The sequence below is a fragment of the Mucilaginibacter flavidus genome, from assembly GCF_024055575.1.
In the GTDB taxonomy this organism is placed as follows: domain Bacteria; phylum Bacteroidota; class Bacteroidia; order Sphingobacteriales; family Sphingobacteriaceae; genus Mucilaginibacter; species Mucilaginibacter flavidus.
This window is the reverse complement of sequence record NZ_JAMXOE010000006.1, coordinates 1-13,871: the sequence shown is the minus strand read 5'-3', so window position 1 is coordinate 13,871 and position 13,871 is coordinate 1. Positions and strand designations below refer to the sequence as shown.

At 43.4% G+C, this 13,871-nt stretch carries 11 protein-coding genes; 3 read left to right on the top strand and 8 right to left on the bottom strand.

Features of this window, described 5'->3' with window-relative positions:
• Positions 1-6 precede the first annotated feature (6 nt).
• On the bottom strand, positions 7-3,699 hold the full coding sequence (locus NAF19_RS11540) for a two-component regulator propeller domain-containing protein (protein ID WP_252790204.1): 3,693 nt from the start codon (positions 3,697-3,699) through the stop codon (positions 7-9).
• A gap of 395 nt (positions 3,700-4,094) precedes the next feature.
• Here NAF19_RS11540 and NAF19_RS11535 point away from each other — a divergent pair, with 395 nt between their 5' ends.
• Positions 4,095-5,276 (top strand): tetratricopeptide repeat protein, encoded by a 1,182-nt coding sequence (locus tag NAF19_RS11535; protein ID WP_252790203.1) that lies wholly within the window; start codon positions 4,095-4,097, stop codon positions 5,274-5,276.
• 5 nt (positions 5,277-5,281) lie between these two features.
• Positions 5,282-6,232, top strand: a complete 951-nt coding sequence (locus NAF19_RS11530; protein ID WP_252790202.1) for an MORN repeat-containing protein — start codon at positions 5,282-5,284, stop codon at positions 6,230-6,232.
• Between the two features lie 88 nt (positions 6,233-6,320).
• Here the strand turns inward: NAF19_RS11530 and NAF19_RS11525 are convergent, their stop codons facing one another.
• From NAF19_RS11525 to NAF19_RS11495, 7 genes are all read right to left on the bottom strand, one after another.
• Positions 6,321-7,517: a DUF3179 domain-containing (seleno)protein gene (locus NAF19_RS11525; RefSeq protein ID WP_252790201.1), complete on the bottom strand. Its 1,197-nt coding sequence runs from the start codon at positions 7,515-7,517 to the stop codon at positions 6,321-6,323.
• Between the two features lie 150 nt (positions 7,518-7,667).
• Positions 7,668-8,207, bottom strand: coding sequence for a carboxymuconolactone decarboxylase family protein (locus tag NAF19_RS11520; RefSeq protein WP_252790200.1), 540 nt, complete (start codon positions 8,205-8,207; stop codon positions 7,668-7,670).
• Positions 8,208-8,224: 17 nt separating this feature from the next.
• Complete coding sequence (locus NAF19_RS11515) at positions 8,225-8,773, bottom strand: carboxymuconolactone decarboxylase family protein (RefSeq protein WP_252790199.1); 549 nt, start codon at positions 8,771-8,773, stop codon at positions 8,225-8,227.
• A 151-nt stretch (positions 8,774-8,924) separates the two neighbouring features.
• Positions 8,925-10,175, bottom strand: coding sequence for an MFS transporter (locus tag NAF19_RS11510; RefSeq protein ID WP_252790198.1), 1,251 nt, complete (start codon positions 10,173-10,175; stop codon positions 8,925-8,927).
• An 86-nt stretch (positions 10,176-10,261) separates the two neighbouring features.
• Positions 10,262-10,828 (bottom strand): carboxymuconolactone decarboxylase family protein, encoded by a 567-nt coding sequence (locus NAF19_RS11505; RefSeq protein ID WP_252790197.1) that lies wholly within the window; start codon positions 10,826-10,828, stop codon positions 10,262-10,264.
• 189 nt (positions 10,829-11,017) lie between these two features.
• Positions 11,018-11,566 carry a hypothetical protein gene (locus NAF19_RS11500; RefSeq protein ID WP_252790196.1) on the bottom strand — a complete coding sequence of 183 codons (549 nt, stop codon included), beginning with the start codon at positions 11,564-11,566 and terminating at the stop codon, positions 11,018-11,020.
• Positions 11,567-11,653: 87 nt separating this feature from the next.
• Complete coding sequence (locus NAF19_RS11495; RefSeq protein WP_252790195.1) at positions 11,654-12,634, bottom strand: glycosyl hydrolase family 18 protein; 981 nt, start codon at positions 12,632-12,634, stop codon at positions 11,654-11,656.
• Positions 12,635-12,824: 190 nt separating this feature from the next.
• Between NAF19_RS11495 and NAF19_RS11490 the strand changes: the two genes are divergently transcribed.
• The gene (locus NAF19_RS11490; protein WP_252790194.1) at positions 12,825-13,607 is read left to right on the top strand and encodes a sensor histidine kinase; all 783 of its coding nucleotides are present in this window, start codon (positions 12,825-12,827) and stop codon (positions 13,605-13,607) included.
• The last annotated feature ends 264 nt before the right edge of the window (positions 13,608-13,871 follow it).

The window sequence follows — 13,871 nt, the reverse complement described above, 5'->3', positions numbered from 1 at the left end:
TTCTACCTACACCGGTATCATCACCGTAAACTCAGTAAACTCCCCTTCTTTGGTGTTAATACGTATATCGCCGCCATAACCTTTCACAATAATATCATGGCTTAATGAAAGGCCCAGCCCTGTACCTTCCCCAGTTGGCTTGGTGGTAAAAAAGGGCTGCATTATTTTGTCCTTTATACTGTCGGGTATACCTGTGCCATTATCCTTAACGGTTATGCTCACAAACCCTTTTTCGGCGCGGGTGGATAGCGTTACCTGCGGCTGGTATTTGGGAATATTTAGCTTGCTTTTTTGATGGACCGCGTAAAACGCATTATTAAATATATTTAGCATAACCCTGCCAACCTCCTGCGGAACGATATTTAGCTTAGGTATTTTATTGCCCTGGTCCATCAGCATGCCTGCGTTGAATGACTTATCCTTAGCGCGCAGCCCATGGTATGATAACCTCATGTACTCATCTGTCAATGCGTTAATGTCGATTGGTTCACGTTCGCTGCTGTTGTTACGCGAGTGTTGCAGCATGGTTTTAACAATGCCGTCGGCACGTTTGCCATGAAATTGTATTTTATCCAGGTTTTGCTCCAGCGTGTCAAACAGATCTTTTTCATCCTCCAAATCCCGGTTTTCTTTTTGTTGTGCCTCTTTCAGTTCGTTCAGCATCTCGATACTTACTTCCGAGAAGTTATTTACAAAGTTAAGCGGGTTCTGAATTTCATGCGCAATAGCAGCGGTCAATTCACCTAACGATGCCAGTTTTTCACTCTGAACCAGTTGTGATTGTGCCACCTTCAGCTCATCCACCATCTTTTCAAGGTGATCGCGCTGGGTTTCAATTTCCTCTTTTTGTTGCATCACCTCTTCGGTGCGTTCTGTTATTTTTTGCTCCAGCCTGCGTTTATCCTTAACCAGTTGCAGCGCCCGTATATGAGTGAAGCCCCATACCAACCCTGCAAAAACTCCCAGGTAAATTAAATAAGCCCACCATTTTTGCCACCACGGCGGGTCGATCGTAAAGCTTAACCGTGCCGGTGCTGTCCAGTCCCTGTCAATTGTTTTGCCTGATACTTCAAAGGTATATTCGCCGGGTGCAAGGCTGAAATAGTTCCTGCTGGCTGTTGAATTGGTGAGTTGGTTCCAATCCTTATCAAGACCAAGCAACCGGTACCTATACCAGGTAGTATCATGTTTGGCGAGGTTTAACGTATTAAACTGAAATTGGATAAAATTCTGGTCGTACCGCGCGTGCAAATTAACCGGTATGTTATAAGGTGTTTTAACGCTATCCCATCTTATCCCGCTTTGCGAAGTGTACCCGGTAGTTTCCGGGTGCTGACCGCTGATATACGATACATCTTCATTAAGCCAAAGTGTGTCTTTGCCCGTTACATCGTAGGCGGTTTTGTTCATAAAAGCACCTGGCTCGTCCATAACATTAAGCCCGCTGATGTATACTTGCGGCGCCGCTACGCTTTTACGCGAAAGATTCAACATTATCAGCCCCGAATCGCCCATGCAAAAATAATTATCACGCGTTATTATGTCAGTCAGCCAATTGCCTCTAGCGCGTTTTATAATACCGTTAGCTTCGCCAAACGACCTTACTTTCCAGCCATCCCCGGTGGTTACACCCGCCCCGGGCGGAGTTATTTCGCTAACCCCCTTGTTGGTGCCTGCATACATTTTGCCGTTACGGTTTATCAGTGAAATTACCCGCTCATCTACGAGACCCTGCGGCGTAGAAAAGGATATTAACTCGTTGTCTTTCGCAGCATTTATTAAAATGCCTTTTGCCGTTCCTATCCACATATTGCCACTATCGTCGGCTTGCAGCATTTTCACGCCGTTAGTGGCATTTATCGACTTTATAGTCCATGTATCCGGGTCAATAACATTTATACCGCCGATACGCGTAGATACCCATATATTGCCCTGCTGATCAAGCTTAATATCATCAATATTTTGCCCGTTGCTTAATCCCCTTGCTTTGCCAATATGCTTTAGGCTTAAATCACCAAGGTCAAGTACATCCAACCCGTCCTGGTCGCCGCCTATCCACAGCCTGTTCTTTTTATCAGCAGCTGCCGATAAAATTTTCCTGTTAGTAAACCCTTCTTCAGTACCAAAATGAGCTATTGAAGTGTGCGCCGAATCAATTATATCCAGGCCATTGTTAGTGCAAATAAATACTTCGCCCTGTATTTCTCTTATAGTCTGTACAGTATCATTAAAAAGCCCCTGTAATTTGGACAAATGCCTTATAGTTTTGTTTTTACGGTTCACGATATAAACCCCATCATTTGTACCCTGCCATATCAGCCCGTTTTTGTCTTCAAATACGCTGGCCGTCCCCACGCTGCCTATGCGTTCGGTTACGGTTTTATGAATATTAATTGCATTCAACCCACCGTTCGTCGCTATCCATATATGCCCGTTATTATCTTTATCCATCCGCAGGATAAGCGCGTTGCTTAAACCGTCATGCTGTTTAATGGTTCGCACCAGGCGTTTGTTTAAATCAAAAATATACAAGCCGCTGTTGGTGCCGCACCAAACCTTGCCGTCATCATTTACAAACAAACACGTGGCAAAAGTTTTTGGCAGTTGTGCCTCTCTTATGTTGTGTATGGTGTTATCAGCACTGCCCAATACGCTTAATACTCCATCTGCATAGCCCGCCCAAACATGGTTAGTGCGATCATTTACCAACCATGTCAGCGAATCTGATTTTAACCCATGCGCTTTATCGAGATATTTTATCTTTTTATTAACCGGGTCGACGATATTCAGGCCACCGCCTAACGTACTGATCCATATACTTCCCTTGTCGTCCTCAAGCGTCGATACTGTCCCCAGCGCGGTTGATAATCCGTTTTCTTTACCCAGGAATTTTACAATCGATAATTGTGTATCCAGTATATCAACGCCGCCGGTGCTATAAGTTACCCATATCCGTTGCTCGTTATCCATCATCATCCGGTTGGGCTTGTCGCTATTCAAGCCCTGCGCCACACCAGTTTTTTTAATGATGCCATTTTTAATATCCAGTACCGATATGCCACCACCAAACTCACTTATCCAGATTTGCCCCTGCTTATCCTGTAAAATACAATCGATACTATAATCAAGCGGACCTGGGAGATACTGCTGCAAATTTTCGCCATCGTACCTGAAAAGGCCGCCCTGGAAGGTTGCAAACCACAAAAAACCATCATGATCTGTATAAAGGCACGAAACCGAATTGCCCTGCGGGCCGGGGATATCGCCAAAATCGTAAATAAGCTGCGATGAATTTACCCGGGCAAGCGGTCCCCGTTTAATAAGTTTAGGCGGCTGTAAAATGTAGGTTTTAAATTTCAGCGGCTTTGCCGGCAGTAAATCTATATCAAGGTTTTTAGTGGGTAGTGCTTTGAAATTTAATGTCGCCTGCTCAACCGGCTTCGAAAATGGTTTATAATCAGTCGTATCATAAGTTTCAGCGGGCAATTTGTTAAAATCAAGGTTGCGGAACAGGGGTTGTACATGTGCAGTTACAATAGCATCCCAGTTTATTTTTTTTGTTTTGCTGAACTTTAATGGCTGGATAACCGGTTCTTTAAATGCCGGTGGCAGGTTTATGTTGCTTTTGTTTGATAAATTGTTGCAGGAGGTAATTATAAAAACGGCAATGATGTATAATCCCCTTTTTAAATTTATCATGTTTAAGTAACTGTTTAGTTTCATCAAAATAAGGTAGCGGCGGTAATGATAATGTGCGTTGCTAAAAATATGGATATCAGTTTAAAAATCAACAAAAAATAGCGTCAAAATATCACCCATAATGGGGGATATACTTTTTAGGTATTAAGCGGATATTAATAACTGATTGTAGTTGATATTTTTTATCGATATTCTTATTAATTTACGATGAGTTATTTAAACCAGGTATAACCTCCGGGGTAATTGTAAACCTATCTTGTTTAATGTGCAAAATATTGCGTTCTCTACCATAAAAATCGCCATCACCACATCAAAATACTACATATGTATTATTGTCTGCCGCCATAATCAAAGCCATTTTTGTTATGATTAATTCAGTCAAAAAAAAACCTGTTATGAAAAAGATACTTATCACCATTAGCTGCCTTATTTTATCCATAACAGCATTTTGCCAATCGCCTGAAGAACAGGCGGCGCTGGAACTTGCAAAACAGGGCAAATACCCCGAAGCAATTGCTGCATTTGAGAAAATCATTACCGCCGATGGCAAAAACGTTAACGCCATCAACGTGCTTAGCCAGCTTTATTTACGCAGCAATAAAGCCCAACAGGGTTATGATGTCGCTACACGCGGTCTCGGCATTGCCCCCGATAATATCGACCTGAATATTACAAAAGCTAAAGCCGCTATGGCACTTAGCCGTGATGATGAAGCGCTTACCATTATGGACGCCGCCATTACTAAACACGATGATGTATTTATACTTTATGTTATTAAAGGCAATGTCCTCGACGACCAGAACAAAATACAGTTGGCAATCGGCGCCTACAGCAAATCGATACAATTGAAGCCTGACTTTCCTTTTGCTTATCTAAGCCGTGCTGAAGATTTTGCCTCGATAAGCCGTTATGAGAATGCGCTTACCGATTACAACAAGTTTATAGAAATGATACCCGATAACGACGAAGGTTATAATATGCGAGGCTCAACCAATCACAAGCTTGGTAAAAATGCCGAAGCTATGGCTGACTATTCAAAAGCTATAGAACTTAATAAAGACCAGAAATATGCTTTGGTTAACCGGGGTATTCTTTATGCTGAAACAGGCGCTGCCGATAAGGCAATGGCAGATTATAACCAGGCAAAAACTATTGATGCAAATTTTGACGATGCCTACTATGAATTAGCTAAGCTTTATCAAAAACAACGCAATTACCCGCCCGCCCAGCAAAATATCGAAAAAGCCATTTCCATAAACAACAGGATAGCAAGTTATTACACTGTTTATGCAAAAATTTTATTAGGAACCGATAAAAACGCCGAAGGCCTGGCCGCGGCCGAAAAGGTAATAGCAATGGATAAAGTAAACGCCGATGGCTACCTGCTAAAAGCTACCGCCTACAGCAATATGGAGCGTTATGATGATGCAATAGCGGCAATAAACGATGGGCTTAAACTTTTCCCTGATAATTATATGTATTACTCGCTACGTTCGGCGGTTTACAAGTTTAAAGGCAATATAGCAATGTCTGATGCCGATAATCAAAAGGCAAAGGAATTGGGCACAAAAAATTAATGACGATGGCACGGCTGTATTGTTTGTTTGTTTTATTGTTTGCAGTTAAGCTTGCCGGCGCCCAATGCAAAAGCGGCGATTGCACCACCGGTAAAGGAGTTTACGATTTTGGCTGGTGCGTTTACAATGGCGAGTTTAAAAATGGCAAGCCCGATGGCCATGGAACGATGAAGTATGACGACTACACCTATACAGGCTCATTCAGCAACGGCGTAGAGGACGGGCAAGGCGTTATAACCTATAAAAGCGGCAAAACCGAAGCGGTGCTTTACAGCAAAGGGGTAAAATCGGCAGCCGGACCGGCCAAAGTGAACGCAGCAGACTGGAAAGAAATAAAAGGAACAAATGCGGGTTGCATCAACGGTGATTGTGAAACAGGCTTCGGTACCTTCAAATTTCCAAGCGGGAATGTTTATACCGGCAATTTTGTAGATGAACGTAGGCAGGGAAAAGGCACCATGGCCTTTGCCAACGGTGATATACTCGAAGGAAATTTTTATGCAAACGCAATTGTTAACGGCACCTACCGGTTTAATAACGGCTACAGGTTTACCGGAAGTTGGGACAGCAAAGGTGATATGTTCGACGGATTATATTACAACCCTGCGGGTACAGCTATAAGACTTGACCATGGCCAGGTTATTGCACCAGAGCCTGTTTATACCTTACCCGCAAACCTTCCCCGGGGCGCTATAATTGTTTACGGCGATTTGCCGGGCGAAAAACCCTGCAAAAATTTCGAGGTATGCCCTAAATGCGGTGGGCGTAAAGTTTTAAGCAAGCCTATAGTTACAACATATTCGTACACCGTGCCCGGTAGCTATTCTATTGACAGCCATGGCAACAGGCACACCGAAATTGAAAGCGTATCAAACAGCCACACCCGCAGCATACCTAATTACGAGGTTTGTGATAAGTGCGCAGGTAAGGGGAAAATTTGCGCAGATAAGGATTGAAATAAATTCAGGTTTCTATTTCGTAACAGAGCCCGGTCACTTTAAGCTTACCGGGCTCTGTTATATTTACTTGCTGCTGGCCTTGGTACTATTCAAACAGTGTTTTTGGGTGAAAATGTTTCCATGAGTGCATGTATTCCTGGTAAGCCTGTATTTTATCCAATTGTATGCCTTTATTTAAGCCGTCGGTACACAAGCCGTTCCAGTTCCACGTTGATACGGTTTCTTTATCTGTAAGCCTGCCAACAGAGTCAAGGTTGAAATGTAATTCGCGCCCTTTTACCATACGATTGTACGCGTGAAATGTAAGACTATCATTTTCAAGGCCAATCATAGTGGGAGTGTTGGCAAAATTATCGTTTATTACTTTTGTTTTAACCAGCTTACGCCAGTTGTATGCCTTTGCCTGGTTGTTTATGATAACACCCAGTACCCAGCTTTTCCTTAATATAGTGTCTTTATTTTTTACAGTGCTGTCACGGTCGATGGCTTGTATCCTATCGTAGTTTTCCAGGTCGGCGTAATCCGTCTTAAAGTGATTGTCGGGCTGCAAGATCAGCGAGCCAGGATATTTCTCCAGCCACGATGCCAGGGTCGACTGTTCGTAATTCAGTTCTTTTAAATGAGTCCCTTTCAATGCCCCAACTGCCGCTATACCCGTTGCCTGGTACCACCAGGTTTTTGTGGACTCATCCTCAATTATTGCGTTATAATGCCTGGCTCCAACTAACCTGAACTGCTGCCGTTTGCCGTTAACGACAGGGCTATACACGCGACCGGTACGACACATGGTACAATAGGTAACTAACACCGGTTCGCCGCCTACATCGTCCTGCACTTTGTGGTGATAACCCAGGTAAACAAGTGGATAAGCCTTTGCCACGCCATTATTTACCACTCCCAATATCACCATATTGCCCGGCACATGATTGCCGGCAGCATCGGCAAACTTTACAGTTTTCGGTTCTTCGAACATGCTTTCAGCTTTGTACATCACATCGCTCACATAATAACTTCCCAAAAACAGCACTAAGCAGGCAACTTTTATAATCTTGTTTTTGGTGGAGTTGCCTGTAAAGTATTTTATGATATAGTAAAGCACTATTAAAGCACCGGCAATGCGCAACGGGGTCACTATTTTTTCAAGATAGTATGACGCGGTTATAGCATTAAGATCCTGGCTACCCGGAAAAGGCATCAACAGGTAAGCATGTACCAGCCCGGGGATAAGCAGTAAACAAAAGCCTGTCCAAAATATCCAAGGACTTGTTGTAGTATTTTTCATTTAAAAAATCAGGTTAATATTGGCGAACTGAATATAGAGATTTACAGGGTTTTATCAAATAATATTAAAAAAGAGCCAAGAGCCAAGAGTCAAGAAAACTGCCGGCATTTCTATCTTGGCTCTTGATTCGTGGCTCTTGGTTCTAAAAACCTACGATTTTCCGTACCCAACAAAAGCCATCCGCTCACCCATTTCCTTGTAAGCTTCATTTGGCTGCGGCGCCCAGGTGCCCAGGCCATCTACATAGCGGTTAAACATGCAAAAGGCAGCGGCAATAAGCACCGCATCGTGTATTTCGCTGTCATTTGCACCGGCTTCGCGGGCCGCGGCAACATCAGCATCCGACACATTTTTACCGCCTTTTTGCACCTGGTGAGCAATGTGCAACAAAGCCCGCAGCTTATTCGAAACCGGGGTATTTGGCAAGCCTGCTTTTATTTCGTCAATAAAACCAAGCCCGGCGCCAAGATGTGCGCAAGCAGCGGCAGCATGCGACGTGTGGCAAAAATGACATTGGTTCCAATACGAAACCGATGCTGCTATTATTTCGCGCTCGCCACTGGTAAGGTCTGAAGGGCCGCGTAAAAGTGTCTCCGCGAGGTCAAGCAATGGCCGGGCGGTTTCGGGCCTAAAATTTAGCAGGCCTACTATGCCTGGCAGTTCTTCGTTTTTTAGTGCTATGTGTGCCATGGTTTTGTTTTATTATTTTAGCGATAAACGCTTGATTTATACCCTTCTTCGGCCCTGCGTGGCGCCCGTTCAACATAAAATTGTTTATCCTGTGGCGCCCAGGTACCCAGGCCGTCAACATAGCGGTTAAACATACAAAACGAGGCAGCAATCAGCACCGTATCGTGTATTTCAATATCGGTTGCGCCGGCGCCTTTCGCGTTTTCAATTTGGCCAGCGGTAACCTGCTTCCCTCCTTTTTGAACACTGCCGGCAATGCTCAGCAGCGCCTTGATTTTAGGCGATATTTCTGCCGATTGGAAGTCCTGTTTAATCTGTTCAACTTCATCAATATCGCATTTTAGGTAATGCCCGGCCAAAGCACCGTGCACATTCTGGCAAAAAAAGCAATCGTTCAGGTACGATACGTAGGCCCCAATTAATTCCCGTTCGCCTCGGGTTAGCGTATTGTTATCATCCCGCAAAAGCACTTCTGCCAATGCATTCAAAGGCTCGGCCATCTCCGGCCGGTAAGCCATCAGCCCGCGTATACCGGGCAATTCATTATCAAGTTTAATATGTGCCATGTTATTTAATTTTTATATAAATTTTAGGACAAGAGTCAAGAAATCAAGAACCAAGAGTCAAGATAAAAAGGCCCATGCGATAACCTGGAAACAGCTAATATCTGCGTTTTCTCTCTCTTGGCTCTTGACTCTTAACCTCTTGTATCTTTTTTCAAGGGTGGTCACCCGGTTGTATATTCTTTACAAAAAGTACAATAAATAATCCCGGTAAAAACACCAGCGAGAATATAAATAAGGCGTTACCGTATCCGCCTAAGGTAATTACCAGCACCCCAACAAACAATACAGCAGTAGCCGTAAGTAATCTGCCGGCGTTAAAACAAATACCCGTAGCCGAAGCACGCACGCTTGTAGGGAACAAATGCGGAATGTAAACCGATAGTACTCCCTGACTTATCCCAAAAAACACTGCCAGAGCAGCAATTTCCGCGTAGATAACCGGCGAAAAAGTCGAATTGGTTTTGAACAATAGAAAAGCCATTGCAGTACATACTGCAAAACAAGCTATCAGCGATTTTCGCAGTCCCATTAAATTCATTACCCAGCCCGAGATAAAGCCGCCGCCCAAGCCGCCCATGCCTAAAAACATCATACTTAAACCGGCCTGCTTACTGCCATCGCCTTGTACCAGGCTCTGTATCCAGGTTGGCATCCACGAAAATATGCCCCATAAACCGATAAGCATGGCGCCAAAAATTACCGAACCAATGAAAAGTGATTTGCGGTTTGTAGCCGAAAATAGCTGGTTTACCGTTTCTGGCTTGCTTAAATCATCCGACCGGTCTTTTACCCATATACTTGATTCTGAAATAAACAAATACGTAAGCAGTGCCAGTAAAATCGGAACCCCACCCGCATAAAACGCCTCACGCCACGACGTCGCCAGGTACCGGGTAAGGCCCGTAGAAAATATGCCGACCGGGAACGAAATGGATAGAATACCTATGTAAACAGCTTTGCTTTTTTGTGGCCAAACCTCGCTGATTAAGGTAAAAACAATAACTAAATCGCCGCCTACGCCAAAGCCGCTCATGAAACGGCAAACCATAATACCGCCCCAGCCTGTCATAAAACCGGTGAGTATGGTAAACAATCCATAGCTGGCTGTAGCCAGTATAATTGCTTTTTTTCGGCCTATTTTGTCGCTGATAAGTCCCCAAAGAAAGCCACCTGCTGCCCAGCCAAAAATAAACAGGGAATTGACAAGGCCGCTCAGGTAATTTAGCTGTTCCGCGGTATTGTCGCCCGGCATATCTTTTACTACAGCCGGTAAATAAGTTGACATAAGTGTTGAAACTACCCCGCCGAATGCAGTAATTAAAAAACAGATCACAAACAAGGTAAAAAGGGTAATCGATTTTATTTGTGCCTTTTCGGCTACGTCAATAGTTAATGTCTCCATTTTTGTATTCTAAGGTTATAAAGAATTTTGCTTAATATTAAATTCCTTGGTTTTAAAAACCTGATCTATAGTTGTTTATTCAGTATTCAATTAGTTTTCTTTAAATGATCGTATCCTTGCGGCAAGCGCATGTAACCATGGTTAATCAGGCGATCGGCCAGCACATCAAAGTAGCCGGCTTCCTCGGGCAGTGCGGTACCCAGGCCATCAACATATTTATTATAAAGGCAAAAAAGCGCGGCTATTAAAACAGTATCATGTATCTCAAGGTCGGTTGCGCCTTCGGCTTTGGCTTTTTCAATATGCGCCGTGGTCACTAACTTGCCGCCTTCCCGCACTTTATCAGCAATTATCAGCAGGGCTTTCATCTTTTCGCTAACCGGTGCTGAACTGATATCGGTTTTGACCATTTCGCATGTTTCTTTATCGCCTAAATATAAATCGGCTGCAGCGGTATGGGCGGCAGTACAGAATTTGCATTTGTTGCCGTTTGATACTACCGTGGCAATCAATTCGCGCTCGCCTTCGGTAAGTGTGGATGGTCCACGCAATAAAATCTGGGTAAGCTCGCGAATTGGCTGAGCAGTGTCTTTACGATATTCTAACAAGCCGGTAATACCCGGCAGATGTGCTTCAACTGGTATGTGTGCCATAGTCTTTTTAAGGAAATAGAATTTGAGAAATGGCCGGAAAGACGGTTTAAGTATTTTGGCTGCGCGATAAATTAATGCGGTGTAAGAGTTTGCGCCTTTTAACAAGACAGATGAAAATAAACTCAAAAAAGTAACGCAATAAATTGCTGGCAGCAGTAACAGCCTTTCCGGAAAAAATAAATGCAGGAATTAACAGGCAGATTTTGGCGGTTGCTCCGGGATGTCCCGGGAATTTGATTGTACCCTTTGAACGGGCTGAATAGCGAAAGTTTTTAAGCTTTTAGCGGGTACAATAAAAGCAAACTGTATAAAGTTAAACTGAAATTTTTCAATAGCGTTTATTTTACCAAATGGTACATGATCCTTTTTGGGTACAGGAATATCTTTTATATGTTTTGCACTAATAACGTTATGGCCAACTAAACGGGTGGTTTCATAATTCGGTACGCACATCAGGTAAATGGCTGTACGCGTTACCCTCATTTTTACATAATTGTAACTGGCGTCTTCAAATTGTATGCGCCCGCTCACATTCTCGTAAGTCGGCCATTCCGTAACGGTTGGCATATCCACCGGTATTTTAATTTCGGTAAGGTCGTGAATGTTATATTTGTTTTTGCTGGTTTGCTCGTTAAAAAACTTGTCGGATTTGTACGAAAAATATTGATATAGCGCTAAATACCCGCCTATATTAAACAGGTGTAATGACAGCAAGGTTATGGCAATTAGCCGTTTCAATATATTTATCGGTTAAATTGGGTTATTAAAGATGTGTTTAATACGCCGGATTTCAAAATTATTCAAAAAATACTGTTGAAATCACAATTATTTAACGCTGCTGATGGTGTTGTTGATTACGTTTAAAAGCGACTTATCTCCCTCGGCATCTCCCAATAATTGCCATATCATTATGCCACCTGCCTTTTGCAGGGCAAGCGTGGTTTTGTTTTTAATAGTTGTGATGCCGTTATAGTAAATTACCCCACCGCCGGGTACGGTAAACTGGTCGGTATTTTCGGCACCCGGATATTGGATTAACAGGTTTTTAAAGTTGATATCGGTCGGTGCACCGGTACCAAAGCCATATCCATAAAAAGGCAAGCCGAGGCTCAGCTTATCTTTTGCAATATGGCGGGTATTAGTCCAGTAATCCAAATCGGCCACAGCCATGTCATAAGGCGCGTGCGGACCTGCATCCTGCGGTCGCCATGGCCCGGTTTTGTCGTACGACATGATGTTTATGAAATCATAAACAGCCAGTGATTTGTCGGTATAACGCGATTTGTAGGCCGTGGCTACAGCTGACGTAATTAATTTACTTTTGGGTTTTAAACTCGCCGATAGTCCGGTCACAAAAGCCTCGTAGTTATTGTCAATGCGTTCACCCTCCAGGTCAACATCTATTCCATCCAAGTTGTATTTAACAGCAAGGTTTACCAAATTGGTTATTAAGACATTACGCAGCGTGTCTGACAGTAACTTTGAATAATAAGCCGGAGCCGAACCACCGCCTATGGATATCAACACCTTTGTATGTTTTGCATGGGCCGCGTTAACAATTGTACTTATCGCGGGTGAAACATTGAAATTACCAGTGGAATCCGGATTGACAAATGCGATATTAAGGTAATTTATCCGCCCAAAATCAAAATTAACATTACCACCAATACGCATCCCAAAGGCTGGCAGGTAACCGATCACTCTGAAATTTTTACCGGCTTGCACCTCCTGGGCATTAGTGTTTTCACACCAGATTGTTAGCAAAAAAAGCAGCAGGGCTGCGCAAATATTATTTAGGCTTTTCATAATCAGCGAAACGGTTTACGGCGTTAATATACATGGTAATATTGGATGATAAAAAGCCATTGATCATTATAGTGTGCTTATTCAATAAAAAAATACAACCCTTTCACAAAGTTTTCCGTTTAACCCGGTAATTTACGCTGATATAAAACATTCAAACCGATCATATACCTTAACCATATTCTATATTTTGATGATAAGCCGAACACTTAAGAACTCTAAAGGAAACCTGACGGTGCTTACACAGCACAACAGGCAGTTGCAACAATCGCTTGAGGAATTGGAGCGTGTAAATAAAAACTACCTGCGCATTATGAGAGTAATGGCGCACGACCTGCGTAACCCGCTTTCGGGTATAACCGGGCTGGCCAGTGTGCTGATGGACGAAGAAGAATTCTCGGACGACAGCAAGTACATGCTGAAACTGATTGAAACTACTGGCCTCCATTCCATGGAAATGATAAACGAGTTGCTGAAATCGGGCCTTGAGGACGATAACGAAATATTAGTAAAACAGCAATTTGATTTGCGCTCCTTGCTTTACGACTCAGTAGAACTATTACAGTTTAGGGCAAAGGAGAAGAACCAGCAAATTGTTTTTGAAAATGATAACAAGCCTGTTTTGGCTGAAATTAACCACGAGAAAATATGGCGGGTTGTCAATAACCTGATTGTTAATGCCATTAAATTCAGCTACTCAAACAGTACGATTAAGGTGGGCATAAAAGAAAATAATCACCTGGTACTTATCTGGGTTGCCGATAATGGGATGGGTATTGCACCAGAGCAAAAGGAAGTGGTCTTTGAAATGTTTACACCGGCGAAAAGAAACGGCACACACGGCGAACAGCCTTTTGGACTGGGCCTTTCCATATCCAAAAAAATAATCGAGCTGCACAACGGCAAAATTTGGTTCGAGAATAATGTAGACAAAGGAACTATATTTTATATAGAATTGCCGGGCTTAGGCACTTAGTCTAACTACGGTTACATATAAAGAGCCAATTGAGATTTATTTCAATTGGCTCTTTTGTGTGCGCCCGGCACGGGCGCAAACTATAGGGTGGAAGTCCCGAACGCGCCTTGATAGTGGGAAGCGTTAACCCAAGGCAAGGGTGTCCTTCGCGAGGAGGAATCTGAAGGAAGCCGGCGGTAAATCTCTGGCCTGACGAACAGGAAGCAGATCAGGCAATGCCATGTGGGTGAGTTTGCACAACAAAACAAAGCCCGAAACTATCCG

Coding starts and splice junctions, on each gene's coding strand:
- NAF19_RS11540 (WP_252790204.1), bottom strand. CDS start 3,699: ATGATAAATTTAAAAAGGGGATTATACATCATTGCCGTTTTTATAATT.
- NAF19_RS11535 (WP_252790203.1), top strand. CDS start 4,095: ATGAAAAAGATACTTATCACCATTAGCTGCCTTATTTTATCCATAACA.
- NAF19_RS11530 (WP_252790202.1), top strand. CDS start 5,282: ATGGCACGGCTGTATTGTTTGTTTGTTTTATTGTTTGCAGTTAAGCTT.
- NAF19_RS11525 (WP_252790201.1), bottom strand. CDS start 7,517: ATGAAAAATACTACAACAAGTCCTTGGATATTTTGGACAGGCTTTTGT.
- NAF19_RS11520 (WP_252790200.1), bottom strand. CDS start 8,207: ATGGCACACATAGCACTAAAAAACGAAGAACTGCCAGGCATAGTAGGC.
- NAF19_RS11515 (WP_252790199.1), bottom strand. CDS start 8,773: ATGGCACATATTAAACTTGATAATGAATTGCCCGGTATACGCGGGCTG.
- NAF19_RS11510 (WP_252790198.1), bottom strand. CDS start 10,175: ATGGAGACATTAACTATTGACGTAGCCGAAAAGGCACAAATAAAATCG.
- NAF19_RS11505 (WP_252790197.1), bottom strand. CDS start 10,828: ATGGCACACATACCAGTTGAAGCACATCTGCCGGGTATTACCGGCTTG.
- NAF19_RS11495 (WP_252790195.1), bottom strand. CDS start 12,634: ATGAAAAGCCTAAATAATATTTGCGCAGCCCTGCTGCTTTTTTTGCTA.
- NAF19_RS11490 (WP_252790194.1), top strand. CDS start 12,825: ATGATAAGCCGAACACTTAAGAACTCTAAAGGAAACCTGACGGTGCTT.